The 21711-nt window shown below is 61.8% G+C and carries 17 protein-coding genes; 6 read left to right on the forward strand and 11 right to left on the reverse strand.

Annotated features, from left to right (window positions below):
- Nucleotides 1-9: 9 nt before the first annotated feature.
- Both JF545_RS13265 and JF545_RS13270 read left to right on the forward strand, forming a co-directional pair.
- Complete coding sequence (locus tag JF545_RS13265; RefSeq protein ID WP_206942779.1) at nt 10-1284, forward strand: TRAP transporter large permease; 1275 nt, start codon at nt 10-12, stop codon at nt 1282-1284.
- Between the two features lie 101 nt (nt 1285-1385).
- Nucleotides 1386-2162, forward strand: coding sequence for an IclR family transcriptional regulator (locus JF545_RS13270; protein WP_206942781.1), 777 nt, complete (start codon nt 1386-1388; stop codon nt 2160-2162).
- A gap of 158 nt (nt 2163-2320) precedes the next feature.
- Here the strand turns inward: JF545_RS13270 and JF545_RS13275 are convergent, their stop codons facing one another.
- The 4 genes from JF545_RS13275 to JF545_RS13290 form a co-directional block, all read right to left on the reverse strand.
- A complete protein-coding gene (locus tag JF545_RS13275; RefSeq protein ID WP_206942784.1) occupies nt 2321-2863 on the reverse strand; it encodes a universal stress protein in 543 nt (180 codons plus the stop codon).
- Nucleotides 2864-3037: 174 nt separating this feature from the next.
- Complete coding sequence (locus tag JF545_RS13280) at nt 3038-4378, reverse strand: TRAP transporter large permease (RefSeq protein WP_206942786.1); 1341 nt, start codon at nt 4376-4378, stop codon at nt 3038-3040.
- A 2-nt stretch (nt 4379-4380) separates the two neighbouring features.
- Nucleotides 4381-4983 carry a TRAP transporter small permease gene (locus tag JF545_RS13285; protein ID WP_224908234.1) on the reverse strand — a complete coding sequence of 201 codons (603 nt, stop codon included), beginning with the start codon at nt 4981-4983 and terminating at the stop codon, nt 4381-4383.
- 56 nt (nt 4984-5039) lie between these two features.
- The gene (locus JF545_RS13290; protein WP_206942788.1) at nt 5040-6083 is read right to left on the reverse strand and encodes a TRAP transporter substrate-binding protein; all 1044 of its coding nucleotides are present in this window, start codon (nt 6081-6083) and stop codon (nt 5040-5042) included.
- A gap of 279 nt (nt 6084-6362) precedes the next feature.
- Here JF545_RS13290 and JF545_RS13295 point away from each other — a divergent pair, with 279 nt between their 5' ends.
- The gene (locus JF545_RS13295; RefSeq protein WP_206942790.1) at nt 6363-7844 is read left to right on the forward strand and encodes a PLP-dependent aminotransferase family protein; all 1482 of its coding nucleotides are present in this window, start codon (nt 6363-6365) and stop codon (nt 7842-7844) included.
- 186 nt (nt 7845-8030) lie between these two features.
- Here JF545_RS13295 and JF545_RS13300 read toward each other — a convergent pair whose 3' ends face one another.
- The 3 genes from JF545_RS13300 to JF545_RS13310 all read right to left on the reverse strand — a co-directional run bounded on the left by JF545_RS13300 (nt 8031) and on the right by JF545_RS13310 (nt 12451).
- On the reverse strand, nt 8031-9098 hold the full coding sequence (locus JF545_RS13300; protein WP_206942792.1) for a CobW family GTP-binding protein: 1068 nt from the start codon (nt 9096-9098) through the stop codon (nt 8031-8033).
- A 216-nt stretch (nt 9099-9314) separates the two neighbouring features.
- Nucleotides 9315-10952, reverse strand: coding sequence for an amidohydrolase (locus JF545_RS13305; protein ID WP_206942795.1), 1638 nt, complete (start codon nt 10950-10952; stop codon nt 9315-9317).
- Nucleotides 10949-12451 carry a sodium/glutamate symporter gene (locus tag JF545_RS13310; RefSeq protein WP_206942797.1) on the reverse strand — a complete coding sequence of 501 codons (1503 nt, stop codon included), beginning with the start codon at nt 12449-12451 and terminating at the stop codon, nt 10949-10951. The genes JF545_RS13305 and JF545_RS13310 overlap by 4 nt, the downstream gene beginning before the upstream one ends.
- A gap of 114 nt (nt 12452-12565) precedes the next feature.
- Here JF545_RS13310 and JF545_RS13315 point away from each other — a divergent pair, with 114 nt between their 5' ends.
- Nucleotides 12566-13462, forward strand: a complete 897-nt coding sequence (locus tag JF545_RS13315) for a LysR family transcriptional regulator (protein WP_206942799.1) — start codon at nt 12566-12568, stop codon at nt 13460-13462.
- Between the two features lie 171 nt (nt 13463-13633).
- On the opposite strand, the gene JF545_RS13320 is transcribed toward JF545_RS13315, so the two are convergent.
- The 3 genes from JF545_RS13320 to thiO form a co-directional block, all read right to left on the reverse strand.
- Nucleotides 13634-15106, reverse strand: a complete 1473-nt coding sequence (locus JF545_RS13320) for an NAD(P)/FAD-dependent oxidoreductase (protein WP_206942801.1) — start codon at nt 15104-15106, stop codon at nt 13634-13636.
- 32 nt (nt 15107-15138) lie between these two features.
- Nucleotides 15139-15531, reverse strand: a complete 393-nt coding sequence (locus JF545_RS13325; protein WP_206942803.1) for a nuclear transport factor 2 family protein — start codon at nt 15529-15531, stop codon at nt 15139-15141.
- A gap of 119 nt (nt 15532-15650) precedes the next feature.
- Complete coding sequence (gene thiO / locus JF545_RS13330; protein WP_206942805.1) at nt 15651-16826, reverse strand: glycine oxidase ThiO; 1176 nt, start codon at nt 16824-16826, stop codon at nt 15651-15653.
- 148 nt (nt 16827-16974) lie between these two features.
- Between thiO and JF545_RS13335 the strand changes: the two genes are divergently transcribed.
- Complete coding sequence (locus JF545_RS13335; protein WP_206942807.1) at nt 16975-17979, forward strand: AAA family ATPase; 1005 nt, start codon at nt 16975-16977, stop codon at nt 17977-17979.
- The gene (locus tag JF545_RS13340) at nt 17976-19727 is read left to right on the forward strand and encodes a cobaltochelatase CobT-related protein (protein WP_206942810.1); all 1752 of its coding nucleotides are present in this window, start codon (nt 17976-17978) and stop codon (nt 19725-19727) included. The genes JF545_RS13335 and JF545_RS13340 overlap by 4 nt, the downstream gene beginning before the upstream one ends.
- Before the next feature lie 396 nt (nt 19728-20123).
- Here the strand turns inward: JF545_RS13340 and JF545_RS13345 are convergent, their stop codons facing one another.
- Entirely contained in the window at nt 20124-21143 is a 1020-nt protein-coding gene (locus JF545_RS13345) for a Fic family protein (RefSeq protein ID WP_206942811.1), read from the reverse strand.
- Between the last annotated feature and the right edge of the window lie 568 nt (nt 21144-21711).

Consider the following 21711-nt stretch of genomic DNA (forward strand, 5'->3'; position numbering starts at 1 on the left):
AGAAGCGTGATGACTGACGGCATGCTTATTGGCCTGGTCACGGCGGGCTGTACCACGATCTTTCTGCTGGGGGTCCCGATCTTCCTGGTGATCGGACTGTGGGTGGTCGGCACCAGCCTGATCATCGACTTCACCCTCGCCAACATCGGCGTCACCCTGTTCCAGGGGCTCAGCTTCTTCGGGCTGTTGGCGCTTCCCTTGTTTATCCTTACCGGCGACCTGATCAATGCCGCGGGCATTGCCAAGCGGCTGTCCGACTTTGCCTACTCGGTACTGGGTTGGCTGCGCGGCGGCATGGGCATGGCGACCCTGGGCGCCTGCGGCCTGTTTGCGGCGATCTCGGGATCCAACGCCGGTACAACGGCCACGATTGGCTCCATCATGCAGCCTGAGATGGTCAAGAACGGCTATGACGAGCGCTTTTCGGCGGCCACCGCGGCCTCTGGCGGCACCGTAGGTATCATCATCCCCCCCTCGATCATCTTTATCGTCTACGGCTTCATGATGAACCTGTCGATCAGCGATCTGTTCATCGCCGGGATGATTCCCGGAGCGATGATGGTGCTGGGCATGATGGTGGCCTGCCACCTGGTCGCACGGCGCCACGGCTGGGGCACGCTGATTCCCTTCAAGGGCGGAGAAAGCGCTCGCTTCGCACGCCGCGCCTACCTGGGCTTCGCGACTATCGGGGTGGTGCTGTACGGCATCTATTCGGGCAAGTTCTCGCCCACCGAGGCGGCAGCGATCACGGTCGGTTTCACCTTGATTGCCGGGCTGCTGATCACCCGCGAGATCCGCTTTACGGCACTGCCGTCGATCATGCTGCGCTCCGGCCAGATCGCCGGCATGCTGGCACCGCTGATCGCTATTTCGGTGGTCATGCAGCAGCTTCTGTCGGTGTTGGGTGCGGGGCAGGCGCTGGAGACCCTGCTCAGCGGGCTGGGCAACTACTACGTCATCCTCGGCGCATGCATGCTGATGATCCTGTTGGCGGGCATGATTCTCGAGAGTCTGCCGGTGACCATCATCCTGGCCCCGATTCTTGCGCCAATCGCCCAGAATGCGGGGGTCGATCCGATACACTTCGCGGTGATCTTCCTGGTCGGTGCCGCCATCGGTTTCGTCACGCCGCCCTTCGGTCTCAACCTGTACGTCGCCAGCAGTATCACCGGCATTCCCTACCTCAGACTGGTGAAGTTCGTTATTCCCTACTTTATCGCGTTGATCAGCTGCTGGATTGCTATCTCGCTATGGCCTGCCCTGTCGCTGATGCTGGTGGGATGACATCGCTTGAACCGGTGCACGCTGACGCGGCAAGCCTCTCCGGGCTTGCCGCGTTATCATGAACGTCAGGTTTTTCATTTCGACGTCGCCAAGGATCGCCTATGCCGACCAACGACAGCTCCCGCAACACGACCAATTCCACGCTGCAACGCGGTCTGATGCTGCTCGAGAGCATCGCCACCGCCGTGCATGGCGTCAGTGCCGCCGACCTGGAACGCCAGCTGGACATCCCCAAGCCGACGCTCCACCGACTGCTCAAGCAGCTCGAGGAACAGGATCTGATCGTGCGGGACCCAGAGGGCCGTCACTTGCTGCCGGGAGATCGCCTGCATCAGATGGCCATGGGGGTCCTCGCCAACGAGAGCCTGAAGGCTCCGCGCCGGATGCTGCTCAAGCGTCTCGCCGAAGACGTCAACGAGACCTGCAACCTGACCCTGCTGGAGGGTCACGAGGTGCTCTACTACGAACGGGTGGAGACCAACTGGCCGGTACGCATCCAGCTGCCCCCTGGCTCTCGCATCCCGCTGCATTGCACCGCCAGCGGCAAGCTGTTTCTTGCCCTGATGGGCGCCAACCAACGCCGCCAGCTGCTCAAGCACTTGCCGCTGGAGGCCTACACGCCCTACACCGCCACCGACGCCGACGAACTCGAACGCCGCCTTGAGAATATCGCCGCCAACGAGCTGAGCACCGACAACGAAGAGTTCATTCAGGGCATGGTGGCTATCGCGGTGCCCATCTACGACACAGCGGGCCGTATCCAGGCGACGCTCGCCATCCACGCCCCGCGACTGCGCCATACCATTGATTCGCTGATGGAGTGGGCCCCGCTGATGCGCCGTATCGCCGGCCAGCTGCAAGAAACGTTTCAGCGCTGAGAAGCGGTCCAGCAGCGCCCCATCAAGCGTCTCATCTTGAGACGCCCTGGGCTCGACGACATGAAGAGCCCGACGCTGCTCGACGTGACGTGACGCTGCACCGGGCTCTTTTAAAGGGCTTTTTTAACGAGCTCTTTAAACAGGTTGTTTCCACAGGATCACACCGGTGGCACCACCACCACTGGAACGCTGGCACGCTTGATCACGCCCTTGGTGACCTTGCCGGCGTAGGACGCGCTGAACCCCCGTTTATTGGTGGCCATGACGATCATGTCGCAATCATGTCGGGTGGCATAACGGATGATTTCCGACGCCGGATATCCCTCCACCACGGCACGAGCGGTGATCAGGCTCATCTGGCTCGGCGCGTCGGCGGATACCTTGTCACCGCGCTGTCGGCCGCTTTGTTCGCTGTCTGCTGGGTGACTCCCCAGCCAATCCTGCTGCAGCGCCTCGATAAACTCATCGAGTCGCTGTGCCGCCTGGGCGCGTCGCTGTTCCATCAACGCATCCAGAGTGCGTCGCTCGCGAATGTTGGCCTTGAGGGTCTGCATCACATCGTCAGAGAGTGACTTGACGGCGTGCAACACGTGAACCTCTGCCTGGCAGGTGCTGGCGAGGCTGAGGCTATGGGCCAGAACCTGACGGCAGTCATCCTTGAGCCCAAGGCAACACAGCACACGTGAGATGGTGGTAGGCATGGCAACCTCTCTATGGGGTGTCAGGCCGGGACGCTGGCGTGGCGGTTCCCGGCGAGGTTCAGAGGGCGAGTTCAGAGGGCGAGTTCAGAGGGCTAGTTCAGAGGGCTAGTTCAGAGGGCGACACTCACACTGGCGCCCGCGACGCCGCCATGACCCGGCGGCACCTGCACGACGTCAATAGCCAAGAAGCCCGGGTAGCCACAGCGACAGTGCCGGGAAGTAGGCAATCAGGAACAGCGCGAATACCGATGCGGCGGCAAATGGCAGCGCCTTCAGCGAAATTTCCTCGATCGACGATCCTCCGATACCTGACGCTACGAACAGGTTCTCCCCCAGAGGCGGCGTCTGGAAGCCGATGGCCAGTGCGCACACCACTACGATGCCCACATGCACCGGATCCATGCCCAGCATGTACATGATGGGCAGCAGAACGGGCGTCAGGATCATGATGGCCGCCAGGGTTTCCATGAACATGCCGACAAACAGCAGGAAGGCGATCACCATGGCCCAGATGAGATACAGATTGTCGGTCAATCCCAGCATGCCCTCGGCAATGACGGCAGGAACCCGCTGCTCGACCAGCAGTCGTCCAAAGACGGTCGCGGTGAACAGGATCAGCAGCACCCGGCCAGTGATCCAGGTAGTCGTCTCCAGGGTCTTCAGCGTGGGTTTCCATTTCAGCTCGCGGTGCAGGAAGATGCCGACGATCAGGGTGTAGGCAATGGCCACCACGGCGGATTCCGTGGGGGTAAAGAGTCCACTGTAGATACCTCCCAGAATGATCAGCGGTGCCAGAATCGACCACACACCGCGCTTCAGACTGCGGCCAATGGTCTCCCAGGACCAGGTATCACTGAGCCCCGAATAGCCACGGCGTCTTGAGATCACATAGTTGATGGTCAACAGGCAACCGGCAATGACCATGCCGGGCACGATACCGGCGATGAACAGCTTCGGAATCGACAGACTCTGGAAGGCGCCATGCTGCGCCACGGCCTCGGCGGGGGGCTGCAGCCCCATGCCCGAAATCCCGAAGATCACCATCGGAATCGACGGCGGAATGACCACTCCCAAGCCACCGGACGAGGCGGTGATGGCGGAACCATAGCCGCGGTCGTAGCCACGATTGGCCATGGCAGGGATCATCAGCATGCCCACCGCAGCGGTGGTGGCAGGCCCCGATCCGGAGATGGCACCGAAAAACATGCAGGCAAATACCGTGGCGGCGGCAAGCCCCCCCGTCACCGGACCCGCGAAGGCTTCCGCGATATCGACCAGGCGTCGGGATATGCCGGCGGCCTCCATCAATGCCCCCGCCAGTATGAAGGCTGGCAATGCCATCAACGGAAATGAGCCTACCGAGGTAAAGGCGATCTGGACGAAGGCCATGGGGTTTTCCCCCAGCCACAGGTACGTCGCCAGGGCGGCGACGCCCAGCGACACCGTAATCGGAGCCCCCAGCAGAAGCAGCAGAAAGAATACGCCAAACAGCACGTAGATCAGGCTGGTTTCCATCGCTACTTCTCCTCGGCCGAGGGTGACAGTGCGGCCATTCGTGCTTCCTCGATGGCTTCGGCCTCCGGGTCTTCCGGCTCCCGATGCTGAACAAAGCGCACATAGTTGTTCTGCACGATACGTAGCGTCATGAGCACGAATGCCAGCGGCAGGATCAGGTAGAACACCTTCATCGGCACCCCAAGGGTCTGGGATTTCCAGAAGTCGTTCATCCGATGGAACACGAAGTCGTAACTCAGCCAGATGAACACCAGATTGAAGCCGACCCAGATCAGATCGGTCAGCACACCACAGGCAAGCCCCACCCACCTGGGCAGGAAGCGAAACTGAAACGTCACCCGGTTATGGGCAGACTTCTTGGCGGCGTACACCGCGCCCAGATAGGCAAACCAGACAAAGGCGTAGGTCGCCAGCTCATCGGCCCAGGGCAGCGAGTAGCTGAACAGATTGCGCAGCAGAATCTGCGCGAAAAGGAGAACAACAAAGGTCACCAGCAGCAACTGACACAGCCAGTTCTCGAGATTGTCCACCACCTTCCAGACACATTTCATCACGACGACCTCCGAGCAGTCGCCGCCGACCCTGCCAGTGGAGTCGGCGGCCATGGTGCCCGACACCGGGCACCAGGAGGGTTCAAGGACATTCAGGCGAGGGACGCTATTCAGGGAGCGGGTTCACGTCCTAGAGCGGCCAGGGCGGCATCCAGTTTTTGCTTGCCGCCAATGCTGTCGTAGAAGTCGGGCCAGATGGCAGTGGCCTGTTCGATCCAGGCCTGTTCGCCATCGGCAGGCTCGGTGATTTCCATGCCGTGCTCTTCTACCAGGCGCGTCTTGATGGCGTCTTCCTGGGCAAGCAGGTAGTCATAGCTGTGGTCGGTGGCCTCCTGAGCCGCTGCCAACACCCACTGCTGCTGTTCCTCGGACAGGCTCTGGAACTTGCCTTCGCTGATGATCAGCGGCTCCATGGAGAACACATAGCAGCTGTCGGTCACATGATCCTGGACCTCGTAGAACTTCATCGCATCAATGGTGATGTAGGGATTGTCCTGACCGTCGACCACGCCCTGCTGCAGCGCCGTGAAGGTCTCCGACCAGGCCAGAGGATTGGGGTTGATGCCCCAGGCCTGATAGGCCGCGATCATGATCTCGTTCTTGGGCACGCGAATGACCAGCCCATCCAGATCGTCCGGGGTTGCTACCGGATGGGACGAATTGGTCAGCCGTCGGCATCCCGAATAGGCCCAACCGAGGATGCGCACGCCAGCATCGCGAATGGTGTTCTCCACCATTTCCTGGCCGATCGCGCCTTGGGTCAGGGTGCGGGCATCTTCGGGGCTCTGAATGACATAGGGGAGTGTCATTACCCCCACCGTTGGCGAAAAGGGGGTGATATTGTTGATCGCCAGCACCGACAGGTCGAGCAGCCCCATGCTGGCGTTGTTGACCGTATCTTGCTCGCTGCCAAGCTGACCGTTGGGGAACAGGTCGACGTTGATCTCACCCCCTGACTTTTCCTCGATCAGGGTGGCAAAGGTCGATCCAAGCTCATATTGGGTGCCACCGGCGGCATCACCCAGCGCCATCTTCCAGGTCGCCGCATGGACAGTGGTCCCAGCGCTCAGCAGCGCCAGTGACAAGCCGGTAACCAGCCCGCGCGGCAGAACGCGTGAGGACTTGGGGTGCGTATAGGGTGCCTGGTTATGCATGAGGAACTCCCATCATTGTTGTACCGCATCGAGCGGAATATTGTGTCGGGTGTTTCATTTCAGGGGCGGTCGGCGGCATGTTGGCTTCGCCGCCTCACCATGATGCTTACTCTCTATCGACAAACGCGCACCCCATAGGACCAACGCGCCGCCATCGTTTGGGCCAGCCCCCCGGCTCCTCTCGACAGCGTGCGTTGTCTGTAGGATCGTAAGCAGCGGTAGCGAATCTCTTCGTCGCCCCACAATGCCAATAATGACTATCAGGAATGCACCAGCGGAATGAGCGCCCCCCTGTTTCGACTCAACGCCGACCGTAAGGAAAGCCTGCAGTGCCAGCTGCGCGAGCAGATCGCCCGCGCGATCATCGAAGGCCATCTGCCTACTGGAGAAGCGCTTCCCTCTAGCCGGCGCCTGGCCAAGGAGCTGGGCGTCGCGCGCAATACTGTCATGCTGGCCTATGACCAGCTGCTGGATGATGGCTATCTGGTGGCCCGAGAACGCAGCGGCTACTTCGTCAATCCTGACATTCTGGCCGGGCGCGTTGCCGCCACCGGGGCCGACAATCACGCTGCCGCACGCACTGCGGCCGCACCCGAGCTGCCCTGGGAATCACTGCTGACGCGCCGGCTCGCCCAGCAGCCCTGCATCACCAAGCCGACCGACTGGCTCGACTACGACTACCCATTCCTCTACGGTCAGATCGATCCCAACCTCTTCCCTACCCAGCATTGGCGCGAGTGCAGTCGTGACTCGGTGAGCGTGCCGGCGATTCGCCGCTGGTCTGCCGACCACCTGAGTGAAGACGACCCCTTGCTGGTCGAACAGATTCATCAACGCCTGCTGCCACGCCGCGGCGTCTGGGCACGACCCGAGGAAATCCTGGTGACGGTGGGCGCGCAGCAGGCGCTGTGGATCAGCGCGATGCTGACCCTGGGGCCTCAGCGACGCTTTGCCATGGAAAACCCCGGTTACGTCGACATGGTCAACATTGCGCGCACCTTTACCGACGATATTCTGGCGGTGGACGTGGACGACCAGGGGCTGGTGATCGATGACCGACTTGCCGGCTGCCATCTGGCCTATGTGACGCCTAGCCACCAATCCCCTACCGGCGTCACCCTGCCGCTGGAGCGTCGCCGACAGCTGTTGGAACGCGCCGACCGCGACAATTTCCTGGTGATAGAAGACGACTACGAGAGCGAGACCAATTTCATCGACAACCCGACCCCCGCCCTCAAGAGTCTGGATACCAGCGGTCGGGTCATCTATGTGGGGAGTCTGTCCAAGACGCTGGCGCCAGGCTTGAGGCTTGGCTACATGGTGGCGCCCCCTGCCTTCATCGCTGAAGCGCGCGCCCTGCGTCGCCTCATGCTTCGCCATCCAGCGACCAACAATCAGCGCAGTGTGGCGCTGTTTCTCGACCGGGGCTATCACGACGCTCTGCTGCGCCAGATACGCCAGACCTATCAACGTCGCTGGCACTTGATGCGGGATGCCCTGGAAGCGCACCTTCCTCAGTTCCAGATCCGCTCCACCTTTGGCGGCTCGTGTTTCTGGCTGGAAGCGCCCGAGAACACCGACGTCGGGCTGCTCAAGCGTCTGGCCCAGGAGCAAGGCGTGCTGTTTGAAGCGGGAGACGTGCATTTCCTTACCCAGCCGACGCGTCCCACGCTGCGCCTGGGGTTTTCTGCCATCGACGAGTCGCGCATCGAAGCCGGCATCGAGCGTCTGGCCTCACTGCTGCCCTCACTGCGGCAATAGGCAAGCACACCGGTGCATCGCGGCTGAACGCACATCCGCTTCAGCGTCGGCCCCACGCCATCGCCCCTTAGGGCAGCGCTGATTACACCAGCCGAGCAGTATGAGGCGCTAGGCGCCCGCAACGCAGCGAATCGGCGGCGCAGCCATTGATTCAGGTGTCCCCTGGCGAGCTGGCCGCGGGGCGATCTATGGATGGTCGAACAGATGTTCAAGCGGCTCTTCGAGCTGTTCAATCTCCTTGATCAGACCGTCAAATGGCTCGCTCTGGCGACCGATACAGACCAACACCGCTCCAGTCACCGGACGGCCATGGGGGCGCCAACGACCTCGCGATCCGCTGTATTGGAGGCTGTACCAGCCCCCTTCGTCCCCGGCCTGCCTGAGAAAGCCCTTGGCCCGATACAGGCAGTCGCGGTAGCGCTCCAGCACCGTCACCAGGCGATCGGCCGCCACCGCTCCGGTAAAGTGCAGGGTACGCTGCCTCAGCCCGGAGTGATCTGTCTGGCCCCCTGACGCGTCGGCGCCCGCCGGATGCTCAGAAGACCCCGCCACCGTGCGGTCAAGCTGGCTGTCAGCGCCGCCACATGACTGAGCGGCGACATCACCATCGTCCCAGGCCCCGGTTTCCGATACCAGGGTGGCTCCTGGCGCCAGCTTTCCCAACCAGGCCAGCAGGCGTTCTCTATCCTCTTCGTCCCGAGGTAGACGATTCACCAACAAGCGCCGCGCCGACGACAACTGAGCGTGCCAGAGATCGCTGACCTGAACGTCTTGAGCCAGGCGCCGGGCCTGGCTGGCATCGACCAGCACCACGGTATCGGAAAGGCTCAAGCCCGGCGCCAGTCGAGCGATGTCGCCGATGCGCCAGGGGTTGGCGACCCCGCTGGCCTCGATCAGTATCTCACTGGGCCTGGCCTTCAGCCGCAGCGCCTGGGACAGCTGCTCTGCCAGGGTCCCGCCCAGGGTGCAGCAGACGCAGCCATTGGCCAGCGACAGCACGCGATCGTCCCGGTAGTCGATCGATGCCACATCCACATTGACCTTGCCGACGTCGTTGACCAGGATCAGCGCATCCACCACGTCCCCCGCCGCCAGACGTCGATTGATGTAGGTGGTCTTGCCTGCCCCCAGGAAACCGGCGATGACCGTGACCGGCACCGCCTCGAGCGCACTGCGCTGCGCTGAGCCCTGCGGACGGATGCTTGCGGGCTCAAGACTGTCCCTGGCAACGTCCATTGCCTCAGTCCCCGCCATCCTTTCGCCTCCCTCTGTCCTCTCGGTCTCCTCTGTCCTCTCAGCCCGCACTATTCCCTCAGTCCGTTCTATCCTCTCAGCCCCCATGGGACCACTTGCCAGATCGTCATGGACCATCTCATCTACCTTTGTTGATGCCCATTGCAGGCGGCCGTATCCATTGCGCTCTATTGCCCTTGCCGGGCACCCTGTCGCCAGCGACGGAGTCAGCAACCTTCATCCTGTGTGGCTTGCCTTGCGTTGGTGGATACGCCCGCCCAGCAAGGTGGCATGTACCCTGATGTCTCGCAGGGCTTCGGCCGGTTGTTCAAGCGGATCCTGATCCAGCACGGCCATGTCGGCAAACTTGCCCACTTCCAGGCTGCCCACGCGATCATCCATCCCCAGGGTGAAGGCGGCACCCAGGGTGATCATCTCAAGGGCGGCCTCAACGCTGACGGCCTCCTGCTCACCAAGCTGACGGCCGCTGGCGGTGGTGCGGTTCACCGCGCACCAGGCAGTAAACAGTGGCCCCAAAGGGGTCACCGGCGCATCGCTATGGATCGCGGTCATGATGCCCAGGCGTCGCGCAGACGCCAGTGGCTCCAGTCGCTGGCAGCGAGACGGACCCAGGGTGCGCTGCAGATGGATGTCGCCCCAGTAGTAAATGTGGTTGGCAAACATGTTGAGACACAGCTCAAGCCGGGCAGCACGTCGCAGCTGAGCATGGTCGATGACCTGGCAGTGCTGCAGGGTATGGCGATGATCGGGGCGCGGCCACAACGTCAACGCCTGGGTCAAAGCCTCCAGCATCAGTTCGACGGCCTCATCTCCATTGGTATGGATATGCAGCTGCAATCCCGCCTGATGGTACGCCTGTACCAGCTCCGTCAAGGCGGCGGGGTCGGCATTCCACATGCCATTGGCGTGGCCGTCATGGTAGTGGGGCCATTTCAGGCGGGCGGTGTAGCCCTGAATCGAGCCGTCTGTCATCAGCTTGGCCGGGCCGAACACCAGTCGGTCATGACTGTAGGTCTTGGCACGCTGTAGACGCGCGATCCCCTCCTCCGCCGACCAACCCAATACCCCCATGGCAGGCACCAGCCGCACCGGAAAATCGGCGGCCTGGGTCGCCTCCCGCATGGCCTCGATGGCCTCGTCGGTCATCGGGTTGTAAAGATCGGTGATGGTGGTCACGCCACAGGCACTGGCGATCGTCCCGTATCGCTTGAGCGCCTGGGGCGAGGCCACCGCATTGAACAGGTTATTGCCGATGGCATCGAACACCACGAACATGGCCGCCATTTCCTGCAGCTCACCGTTTGGCCGTCCCTGGTCATCCAGTCGTACCCCTTCCACCCTCGGGCCTTGCTCGATCCCGCTCAGCTCCAGCATCACACTATTGACCGTCATGCTGTGAAAGCTGGCGTGGAGGATCACCAGCGGCCGGTCTGCGACGGCCTCATCCAGCTCTCGACGACTCAGACGCTGCCCTGGAAAGTAGACCGGATCGAACCCCCATGCGATCAGCGGCTCCCCCTCGTCCAACGTGGCCGCATGCTGGCGCAGGCGCTGCTGCACCTGGGCGATGGTCTCAAGGCCGCTCCATAGCTGCCCAAGATGATCCTGGCGCGGGAAGAATCCAAGATACAGGTAGTCCCACATCGCGCCTTCCAGGGCATGGCTGTGGCCTTCCACGAAGCCCGGCAGGATCACCTTGTCGGCAAACTGATCATCGGTGCGGGCATGGCTCGGCATATCCTCGGCGCCGCCCACCGCCAGGATTCGGTCATCGTGCACGGCGACGTGGGTGGCCCGAGGCTGGGATGGATTCATGGTCAGCACGCGGCGAGCAGGATAGACAACGATACTCATGAGCGAGACGCTCCCTTGGTCACGGTCGATGAAAGGCTGGCGGGTGAGCTGGTGTATGAAGGTTGGTCGACGCTGGCGGCCCAACCTGACGATGGCGAACTATCTCGCCCGTGGCGGCCCCACATCAGCATCAGCGGGATACAGGCGACCAGGGCCAGCGCCGTGCCACCAAAGGCCAGCAGATAAGTGCCTGCCCCCAGAGACGGCGCGATCGGCGCGAAGATCATCAGCAGGTGCAGCGTCGCCAGCACGATGGCCAGGTTGAAGAAGGCCAGCTCCTTGGGCACGGAGGTGGAAAAGTCGGCGTCCATCATTCGCAGCAGAAGCAGGCCGGTACCGGTGGAACCGCAGCAGCAGCCAAAGGACGTCACGGTTCGCTCCGGCCCTAGCTCGCCGCTCAGCCGCCCCATGACCAGACACCCCAGCAGCGTCGACAAGGTGACGGCCACCGTGACCAGCAGGATGGGCACCAGCAGCGCGTAAAGCACCGCAAACTGGATGCTCATCAGGGTGCCCACGACCATGAAATCCACCGAGCTGCCAGTAATTCTTTTAAGCGTCTCATCATCGACCCGATGAGCGAGGCCAAGACGGTCAATGAGCATACGCATCAGCACGCAGACGCCCAGGCCGTGCAGGAAGAACAGGTTGTGACTGAACAGCACCCCCACGTTGATGCCGAAGGGTGTGGCGTCACCGATCACCCCCTGGATAAAGGTCAGCCAGAGGTGCGTGACGACATAGGCAATCGCCAGCAGACCAAGGTGATAGGCCAGGGAGTCCAGATTGCCAGGGTGGGAGATCATGCGCCCCATCGATGGCAAGGAGGTCGCGTCGGCCGCCTCGCCGGCACGGGTGAAGAAGCCGCGACGGAAGTTGTCGTCCAGGCGTGAGGCGCGGTTGGCGTTCAGTCCCTTGGACAGATAGCGTCGCGCCAACGGCACGCCCAGTGCGAAGGCCATCAGGAATCCAAGCGAGGCATAGATAAGTCCCACTTGGGCGGCATTGGCGATGCCGTACTCGCTCTCCCAGATAGTGCCGTAGGTCAGCGCCTGTCCGGGCCCCTGAGTGAAGCCATGGGTGACGATGGCACCGAGAAAGGCGCTGATCTCACTGCCGGTCACCGCGTCGTAGCCGCTGACCACGAGGAAACCGATCACGCCCTGAAGGCCCAGGCTGATGCTCCAGGCAAGGGTCATCCACATGCCGCCGCGAAAGATGCTGCCACCGCCGGCCTCGCTCTGGCGCCCGCTTCCGGTCAGGCACAAGGACATGAAGCTCAGGGTAAAAAAGTGAAAGGTCAGCGCGGTGAAATCGCCTGGCTCATAGCCAGGCAGCAGGCCCAGCGACAGCGCCAAGAAACCCAGCAGACCACCGACAATGCTGGCGGGAACCAGCGAGGCTCGCAGCCAGCCAAGGCGGCTGCGCAGCTGACTGCCAAGCCATAGCATCAAGGCCAGCAGCGCAAAGGCAATTACCCCGTGAAAGGAATCTTGCATGATGGAGTCACCCGACGGTTGTTATTGGAAGTGAAGCGGATGTTCTCAGCCTAGGACCACCGTCGTTGCTCGTATAATATCAATTAGGTTTCATGCGATACCGATGAGGCATCAATGCGCATAGAACTTCGCCATCTCTCCGCTTTTGTCGCCGTGGCTGACTGCCTGCACTTTCGTCATGCCGCTGAGCGGCTCAACGTTGCACAGCCTGCTCTCAGCCGCACCATTGCTCAGCTGGAAGAGGCCATCGGCGAGACCCTGCTGCTACGCAACAACCGCCAGGTCAGGTTGACCGAGCCCGGACGCGTCATGCTGGAGGAGAGTCGCCAGATCCTGCGCCATCTGGACGAGGCGGTGCTCAAGACACAGCGAGCGGGACGGGGGGAGCTGGGACGCCTTGCCATTGGCTACACCGACTTTGCCATCACCGGGGAACTGCCGGCATTGCTGGATGACTTTCGCCGGCTGCACCCGGATATCCACTTTGACCTGCACTTCGGTTCAACGGCATCACAGCTACAGGATCTGACGGATTGCCATCTGGATTTCGGCTTCGTCACCGGGCCTGTGCTGACCCCAGGCCTGTGCTCACGTCCTATCCAGCGCGACCGTTTCATTGCTGCGGTCAGCGAGCATCATCCCCTGGCACAGCGCCGGAGTATCCGCCTGGAGGAGCTCGCCCACGAGCCGTTCATTCTCGGCGCACACAGCATGTGGCACCACTTCCGTCAAAAGCTCGAGTTGATCTGCCGCGAGGCGGGATTTGAGCCCAAGGTGGCGCAGGAAACCTTCAACAGTGAGACGATCTTCGCCTTTGTGGCCTGCGACTTTGGCGTCACCGTGCATCTGGAGTGCGCCAGCAACTACCTGCGCAAGGGGGTAACCATGGTGCCCCTGGAAGGCGTGCAACACAGCCTGGTCACGGAAGTGGCCTGGCGCGAAGGGGAGCTGACGCCGGTACAAACGGCCTTTCTGCAGCGGCTCGACAAGCAGCTGCCGCCAGAGCATTGAGGGTTCGACGCCTTACGCGTCCGACCACTCTAGAGCGAACGGGATGGCGAGTCCGCCGCCCCACATCACAACGACGTCCAGGCCGTCCCGATGGGCACGGCCTGGCTCCCTTAACCCAGCGAGGCAACAGCGCACGTTACAAGAGCGTGGTACCGGCGTCGCCGAATGTCGTCATAGCAATTCATCCTTGACGTAGTAGTAGCGGTAGAGAAAACGCTGGCCAGCGCGGCGGAAAGGGGCAAACGCCTGCGACTCGATGCGCTCTCTCAGATTGGGAAACGGAAGCTTGGACGTAAAGATCGGCAACTCCAGGGTAGCGCCCTCACCTGCGATCCACTGTGCCAGCCGCTTGCCGGCCTGGGCCGAGTACATCACCCCATTTCCACCGTAACCGAGAGCGTAGTACACGCTTTCCCGGGGATCAGGCTGGTGAATCCGCGGCATCATGTCGTGGCTGACATCGACCCAGCCCCACCAGGAGTAGTCGATCTCGATACCGGCCAGCGCCGGAAACTTGCGCTCAAGATCGGCCTTGAGCATGGCGGCGTAGCGTTCTTTCGGCGCATCACGACCTGAAATCGCACTGCGACTGCCAATCTGCACCCTATTGTCGGGCAACAGTCGGTAGTAATGGCGCAGGATGCGCGTGTCGGTGAGCACCTGGCGCGTGCGAAACCCGGTCGCCTCGATCTCGTCGGACGTCAATGGGCGAGTGACCATGGAATTCGACAGGATCGGCAGCAGCCGATTATGCAGCGAACGGTGGAGCTGACCGGTGATATAGCCCCCGGTGGCAATCCCGACCGCCCGCGCCTTGACCAGACCGCCCGGTGTGCGCAGGTAGTGCGTGTCGCCGCGGGTCTCCCAGCCCAGAACCGGACTTGCCGGGTGTACCTTGACGCCCAGAGCACGTGCCTTGCGGTGGTAACCAAAGGCCAGCTTTGCCGCATGAATACCGATGCCCTCAGGCTCATGCATGGCGCCTGCCGCCTCACTGTCCCCCACCCACTCACGCTTGACGGTGTCGCCATCGATGATCCGCGCATCGTAGTCGAAGGTGTCTCGCAGCAGTCGCGCCTCTTTCTCCAGGCCCGGCATCATCCGATCCTTGTGGGCGATATACAGATGCCCGCCGGGCTGTGGATCGCAGTCAATGTCGGCGATCAGGGACTTGAACGTCTGCATGCCCTCGACGCATTCCCGATGCAGCTTGAGCGCCGTATCGAGACCGTAACGTGCAATCCACTGGGAGCGCTTGAGGCGCCCTGAGGCGCACTGAGCCTGGCCACCGTTGCGCGTGCTGCAGCCCCAGCTCACCCGATTGGCTTCCAGTACCGTGGCCTTGATGCCATAGCGCTCCGCCAGGAAGATCGCCGCGGTCAGCCCGGTGAAACCCGAGCCAACGATGACCACGTCGGCATCGGTATCGCACTCAATGGGGCCGTCGTCGGCAGGTGGCTCGCCGGCGGTGGCGACCCAGTAAGTGGGCGCATAGTCACAGCCGGTACCCACCTGCTTCGCCGTCAGCGGGTCATAGGCAGGATCATAAGGGGCGCGCGCAGACGTCGCCGCACCTTTGCCTTGCAGCGGCCCCTGGCCGGTGGCCTCCAACGCTCGCTGCTCCGCGGTCTTTAGCTCCAGCATGTCGCTCCTCCCGGATCGCGAATGGGGTACCCTCAGCCCTGACGAGTCGGCGTGGCCGGCCGCTGCTTGCGGAAGGCATTCTTCACCGCAATCTTGCCGTCGCGGAAGGTAAAGGCATCGATCATGCGAGCCTCGGAGCGCATACCATCGGCCGTGGTCCCACAGTAGGTGCTCTCGCTGTAGCCGCGATCTCCAATCACCTGATGCACCCCGTCAAGCCACTGGGCATCCGGGGCATTTTCCCAGGCCGCCCTGAGTCCAGCGCGAACCTGCTCCTGACCATGAAAGGTCTTGCCCAGCAGTTCTGGGCCAGCCACGGAATGGAATTCGCAATCGTCGGTCATCATCGACATCACCGCGTCGATATCGTGACGGTTGAGCGCATCGGCGAAATCGGCGAGAAACTGGGCGTCGGGTTGGCTCATGGAGGTTCTCCTTGTTGTTCACAGCGCGACTGAGCGCCTAGAGCAGTATCGTTATTGTGTTGGCGAGGCCCTCTTGGCCTCGTCTACCCCCGAGCCTAAAGGCCCCGAGCGCTCGTCCCTTAGCACCAGTTGCTCGCTGTCGATTGGGCCAGCCCTGCGGGTGACGCCGAATCCTGCACATGGTGTGCGTCGTGCCCAAGCCGATAGGGTGCCGGGTCCACGCAGGGTCGCTCACCCAACAGCAACTCCACGCCGAGTCGAGCCGCCGCGGGCGCCAGCACCAGACCATTGCGGAAATGGCCGGCATTGACGTGGAGTCCAGCCCAGCCAGGCACCTCCCCGATAAAAGGAATGCCGCCAGGAGAGCCAGGTCGCAGGCCGGCCCAGTGATGCTCGATACTGGCCCTGGAAAGCGCTGGCAACAGCCGCACCGCACTGCGATACAGCGACACCCGTGCCGCGCTGGTGGTGGTCTTGTCGAAGTCTTGGTGCTCCAGGGTGGACCCCACCAGAATGCGTCCATCCTGACGCGGGATCAGGTAACGCCCATCCGCCAGCACCACCCGTGAGAGCGGTCGAGTACCATAGGGGGGCTTGAGCACCATCATCTGTCCCTTGACCGGGTTGACTGCCAGGCCAACCCCGGCTCGCCGCAGCAGTTCGCCGCTCCATGCCCCGCCACAGACCAGTATGCGCCCCCCATCGATGCGACCCTGCACGGTCTCTACCCCGACCACGTCATCGCCTCGACGCCTGAATCCAATGACCTCACAGTCCTCCCGGACTTCGACCCGGCGATCCCGTTCCAGCCGCGCACGCAGGGCACGCCCCAGGCGCGGGTTACGCAAGCTGCCGAGTGTGGGCATCCACAACCCGCCCTGCTGCCGACGCAGCCAATCGGTCTCGGCGAGCCCTGGCTCAAGGCAGCAAATGGCATCGGCGTCGATGTCCTCCAATGGCTTGCCGAAGCGCTGCGCCCACTGTCGCGCGTCCTCGGCATCGTCCACCGCGAGATACAACAGGCCATGCCGGGTGAACTGCGGGTCGACCCCGGTCTCGTCATATAGCTGGCGGCACAGCGCCGGATAGACGCCTTCAGACAACGCTGACAGCGCAGAGACAGGCGCGCTGTAGCGCCATGGATACAGCGGCGAAACGATGCCACCACCGGCCCAGGAAGCCTCTCCGGCGCAACGACCCCGCTCTACCAGCGTCACGGTCAGGCCGGCTTGTGCCAGACGCCAGGCACTCATCATGCCGATGACGCCTCCACCCACCACGATCACATCCCGCATATGCTTCTCCCCCTCGTTCACGGCGCCCCACTCATCCCAGGGTGGCCAGAACCCATTGAAATCTCATTTTTCGATACAATTTGCGTTATTTTTTAAAACACGTCTATAGTGTCATCACTTTCACAGCAGCGCACCAGGACACACGACCATGGCCGATGCCCATTCCCTGCTCGATGACAGCCTCCCCGCCCAGCACTGGCACAGCGCCCGGGAGATCTTCGGTATCGATTCGGACCTCAAGGTGCCGGTGTTCACGCAGCGAGACGATCATGTGCCCGCCATGGATGAGGCCTACCGCTTCAACCCGGACGTCACCCTGGCGATCCTGGCGGGCTTTACCCGCAACCGTCGGGTGATGGTTCAAGGGCTTCATGGCACCGGCAAGTCGACCCATATCGAGCAGGTCGCGGCGCGCCTCAATTGGCCCTGCGTACGTGTCAACCTGGACGGTCACATCAGTCGCCTCGACCTGGTGGGCAAGGACGCCATCGTGATCCGAGACGGTGTGCAGGTCACAGAATTCCAGGAGGGCATCGTGCCCTGGTCACTTCAGCGGCCGGTCGCCCTGATCTTCGATGAGTACGACGCGGGCAGACCCGACGTCATGTTCGTCATCCAGCGCATCCTCGAGCGCGATGGCCAGTTCACCCTGGTCGATCAGAACCGGGTCATCCGTCCACACCCGATGTTTCGCCTGTTCGCCACCGCCAATACCGTGGGCCTGGGCAACCAGGACGGCCTCTATCAAGGTACCCAGCTGCTCAACCACGCCCAGGTAGATCGCTGGAACATTGTCGCCAAGCTCGACTATCTGCCGCGGGACGAAGAAGTGAACATCGTGCTCGCCAGGGTGCCGAGCAAGGACAACGAGCGTGGCCGGCGCCATGTCGACGCCATGGTGGCGGTGGCCGAACTTACCCGAAAGGGCTTCGCCAACGGCGACCTGTCGACGTTGATGTCGCCACGCACGGTGATTACCTGGGCCGAGAACTGCGAGATATTCCGCGATCCTGCGCTGGCATTTCGTCTGTCGTTTCTTAACAAGTGCGACGAGCATGAACGCGCTCTGGTCGCGGAGTTCTACCAACGCTGCTTCGATGAGGAACTGAGCGAGTCCATCGCCAGCGGCGACGGTGGCAGTGAAGCATCATGACGACCCCAGGCGATGCGACCCACGCCAGCGCCTTGGCCAGAACACGGCGCCAGCAATATCTCGAAGACATCGAGGCGGCGGTACTGCGAGCCCACACCGGCGACAGCCGCTGGTTCTACGCCAGCCGTCGTCTCTACCACGGGCAACGACGAGTCCCCCTGCGGGCCCCTCACCTCAAGCTTGCCGATGACTGCCTGTCGATTACGGGCTATCGCGCGGTCAGCGATGCCCTGGCCCTGCGCGAGCGCTTCAGCGACGACGCGCTTCACCAGCACCTACGGCCAGCAGAGCCCGAACCACGGCTGATCTACGACTGGCTGGAGCAGTGCCGCGTGGAAGCCTTGCTGGGCCCCGGGGCACCGGGCATGGCGAGCAACCTCGAACAGCGCTTCCGACAGTGGTCGCTGGACTACCATCACGCGCAATTCACCGAAACTGCCCTCGGACTGTTGCTGTTCTGCGTGATTCAGATCAGTCGCTCGCGGCTGATGGCGGCACCGATGCTGGAAGCGTTCGAGGACATGCTGGAGGCCACCCGGGCCAATATCGTACCGGCCCTCGGCCACGCCCTGGCGGGACTGCGACGCGAGCGTCACGATCAAGCGGCCTTCCAGCGTCACGCCCACGCCATCGCCGATTGGATAGCTGCCCAGCTGGAAGGCTTTGAGCCTCAGCAGGATCGCGAGCAGGAGGACAAGGATCCTCGCCGTGCCCTGGCCCTGCTGCTGGACAGTGAAGATGACCTGGAGGAAGAGATCCCGGTCGCGCTCAGCGGGCAAAGCCGTCTACTGGAAGATGACGCCAACCGCTACCGCGCCTTCACCACGGCTTATGACAGCGAAAGGCGTGCCGACAGCCTGGTCCGGCACGCGCTGCTGGTGGAGTACCGCGACCGTCTGGATCAGCGGCTCGCCGCCCAGAAGGTCAACGTGCGCCGGCTGGCCCGGGCCTTTCGGCGTCATCTGTCGGTGGTGGAGAGAGATGGCTGGAACGACGGCGAAGAAAGCGGCGTGATCGACGGGCGCCGACTGTCGCAGATCGTGACATCGCCCCAGGAGCGCCGCGTCTTTCTCCGCGAACGCCATCGACCCGTCAGCGATGCTCAAGTCAGCCTGCTGATCGACTGCTCCGGTTCCATGAAGGTCCACGGTGAAGCCATCGCTACCCTGGTGGAGCTATTGGCCCGGGCGCTGGACATGGCGGGGGTAAGCAGCGAGGTGCTGGGCTTCACCACCGGCGCCTGGAATGGGGGCCGTGCCCAACGGGACTGGCTCAGGTCAGGCAGACCCGCGGCCCCGGGACGCCTCAACGAGGCACGCCATCTGATCATCAAGGACGCCAGCCAGCCCTGGCGCCGCGCCCGGCTGGGACTGGCGGCCCTGCTCAAGGCCGATATCTACAAGGAAGGGATCGACGGCGAAGCCGTGCAATGGGCCTGTCAGCGGCTGATGAGCGCCGACGTCAACCGCCGCCTGCTGGTCGTGATCTCCGACGGCAGCCCCTCGGATAGCGCCACCAACCTGGCCAACGATCGTCACTACCTCGACCACCACCTGCGCTCGGTGGTGGCGACGTACAGCGGCGGCAACGGTCGTCGTTCCGGCCCCATCGATATCGTTGGCCTCGGCGTCGGTCTCGACCTGAGCCCCTACTATCCGAGACACCGAGTCATCGACATCGGTCAGACCCTGGACAATACCCTGCTGGATGACGTGGTGGAGCTGATGCTGTCGAAGCGGCGGTATTAGTCTTGGGGGACAAGCGCCAGGTAAGGCCTTGCGAAACCATCCCCGTCCGTCTTAAGCGATGAGGTCAGCGTGAAGTGGTCACCGAGTTTCAAGCCTGAAGCGTCGTCCTTAATAGCTCAACGCCAATCAAGAAGTGCACGCTGTTGATGGACAAGATCAGGCTAATGGGCGTGTCATCCAACTGGCAGAGCCAACTGCTACGTCCCCGGGCCACCCCGTCTCCGCTATCAGGGTGTGCGGCCTTGATATGCCCAGAGTAGGCATCCCTCTGCGAAGCAACTTCACCTCGCCTTACACATGCCAGTTATATGTAAAGAAAAAGCTGGCACCTTTACACATGGAGTCACGTCTATCAGTTTTGTCGGCGCTGCGTTACACAAACACTTTCTCGAAGAGTCATGACCGGAATAGCCGCAGGTAACGCTCAAAGACAAATATCCGGTTACGCTGGTAGCCAGTTATCTCGTTCAACATCTTATCCTCGACCATCCTGTTGAGCAGCGCAGAGGCGGTCTGATGCGTCACCTCCAGCAGTTCGCTGACCTGTCCTGCCGTTACCGCAGGACGCCTGTAGAGGTGTCTGAGCAAAGTCTGTACATTCTCGGCCCGCTTGCCGTAGCCAAAGGCCATGCGATCCATTTCCTGGCGCAGCTCGAGGATCCCGGTAAAGGTGGCCTTGCCCTTACCAGCGGTCTCGATGATGGCCGATAGGAAGAACTTGACCCAATGGACCATGTCATTAGACATCCGCACACGAGTCAACGCATCGTAGTAGCTGGCTCGGTTGCGCTCGAAGAAGTCTGACAGGTACAGCGAGGGCTTGCGTAACAGGCCCTTGCTAACTAGATAGAGGGTGATCAGCAGCCGCCCGATACGGCCATTCCCATCCAGGAAGGGGTGGACGGTCTCAAATTGGTAGTGACTTATAGCGATCCGGATCAGCTCCGGCACGTTGACACTATCGTTGTGCCAAAAGAGTTCCAGATCCCCCATCAGCTCAGGCACCTCACTGGGATGAGGCGGGATAAAGGCTGCATCCACCAAGCTACTACCACCTATCCAGTTCTGACTGATACGAAAATCCCCGGGAGACTTGTGCTCACCACGTACCCCCTGCATCAGGATGGCGTGAGTATGCTTGAGTAGCCGGTTGGATAACGGAAGACGCTCCAGCTCCTCGACCGCTTCGTTGATCGCCTGAATGTAGTTCTGTACTTCGTGCCAATCATCGCGCTTTTCGGGTGCCAACTGGCTGCTATCCAGTACCGCCTCATCCATCTCGGTTTGCGTGCCTTCGATACGAGAAGAGTTGTTGGCCTCCTTGGTGATGTGCATCTGGATGAATAAATCCACATCCGGAACGATCAAGGTAAAGGCATCCAGCTCCGCCAAAGCGCGGGAAGCGCGTTCCAGCAAGGTGTTGATCTAGGGGGCCTCCCAGCTCCACTCTCTGTTCACCGTCACCGGGCTGAAGCTTTTGTACTGATACTGGGGCAGCCACTGCCCTGCCTGAAAGGTTTCAAACTTCATTAGCCGACTCCTTGTCTTAACAGTCAGTGGCTCGCGCTATGGCCGCCATGGCAATCTTGAGGTGGTACACATACTGACCGGCTCGCCAGCAACGTCCATCGATTTTTCCGGTGACGGCGGCGGAGATCAGAGCGGCGCGGCCTTCGAGCAACACTATCACTGCGCTCATTGCCTTAACAACAAGATGTAAAAATCACTATTTCAAAGCCGAAAACCGCAGATAAACTACCTATTGTTCGCGTACGAAAATCACTATAGTGGGACTCTCATTAACCTACTAGACGCACCGCCAACCTATGTAACGCTGTCTGCCTCACGAGAAGCGACCTCTGAAGTTAAAATGTAAATCGACACTTCTAACACCATGTAAAAGATCGCACCCCTCCTCTATCCCAGAAATCAAATCAAGTAAGCGGAGGGGGGGGTGAACCCGTCTAGTGGCTCCTCACCACTA

Origin of the sequence: Halomonas litopenaei, from assembly GCF_017303055.1 — a bacterium.
Classification (GTDB): domain Bacteria; phylum Pseudomonadota; class Gammaproteobacteria; order Pseudomonadales; family Halomonadaceae; genus Halomonas; species Halomonas litopenaei_A.

What these genes read in the sequence shown, in the direction of transcription:
- JF545_RS13265 (WP_206942779.1), top strand. Translation starts at nt 10, where the DNA reads ATGACTGACGGCATGCTTATTGGCCTGGTCACGGCGGGCTGTACCACG.
- JF545_RS13270 (WP_206942781.1), top strand. Translation starts at nt 1,386, where the DNA reads ATGCCGACCAACGACAGCTCCCGCAACACGACCAATTCCACGCTGCAA.
- JF545_RS13275 (WP_206942784.1), bottom strand. Translation starts at nt 2,863, where the DNA reads ATGCCTACCACCATCTCACGTGTGCTGTGTTGCCTTGGGCTCAAGGAT.
- JF545_RS13280 (WP_206942786.1), bottom strand. Translation starts at nt 4,378, where the DNA reads ATGGAAACCAGCCTGATCTACGTGCTGTTTGGCGTATTCTTTCTGCTG.
- JF545_RS13285 (WP_224908234.1), bottom strand. Translation starts at nt 4,983, where the DNA reads ATGGCCGCCGACTCCACTGGCAGGGTCGGCGGCGACTGCTCGGAGGTC.
- JF545_RS13290 (WP_206942788.1), bottom strand. Translation starts at nt 6,083, where the DNA reads ATGCATAACCAGGCACCCTATACGCACCCCAAGTCCTCACGCGTTCTG.
- JF545_RS13295 (WP_206942790.1), top strand. Translation starts at nt 6,363, where the DNA reads ATGAGCGCCCCCCTGTTTCGACTCAACGCCGACCGTAAGGAAAGCCTG.
- JF545_RS13300 (WP_206942792.1), bottom strand. Translation starts at nt 9,098, where the DNA reads ATGGCGGGGACTGAGGCAATGGACGTTGCCAGGGACAGTCTTGAGCCC.
- JF545_RS13305 (WP_206942795.1), bottom strand. Translation starts at nt 10,952, where the DNA reads ATGAGTATCGTTGTCTATCCTGCTCGCCGCGTGCTGACCATGAATCCA.
- JF545_RS13310 (WP_206942797.1), bottom strand. Translation starts at nt 12,451, where the DNA reads ATGCAAGATTCCTTTCACGGGGTAATTGCCTTTGCGCTGCTGGCCTTG.
- JF545_RS13315 (WP_206942799.1), top strand. Translation starts at nt 12,566, where the DNA reads ATGCGCATAGAACTTCGCCATCTCTCCGCTTTTGTCGCCGTGGCTGAC.
- JF545_RS13320 (WP_206942801.1), bottom strand. Translation starts at nt 15,106, where the DNA reads ATGCTGGAGCTAAAGACCGCGGAGCAGCGAGCGTTGGAGGCCACCGGC.
- JF545_RS13325 (WP_206942803.1), bottom strand. Translation starts at nt 15,531, where the DNA reads ATGAGCCAACCCGACGCCCAGTTTCTCGCCGATTTCGCCGATGCGCTC.
- thiO (WP_206942805.1), bottom strand. Translation starts at nt 16,826, where the DNA reads ATGCGGGATGTGATCGTGGTGGGTGGAGGCGTCATCGGCATGATGAGT.
- JF545_RS13335 (WP_206942807.1), top strand. Translation starts at nt 16,975, where the DNA reads ATGGCCGATGCCCATTCCCTGCTCGATGACAGCCTCCCCGCCCAGCAC.
- JF545_RS13340 (WP_206942810.1), top strand. Translation starts at nt 17,976, where the DNA reads ATGACGACCCCAGGCGATGCGACCCACGCCAGCGCCTTGGCCAGAACA.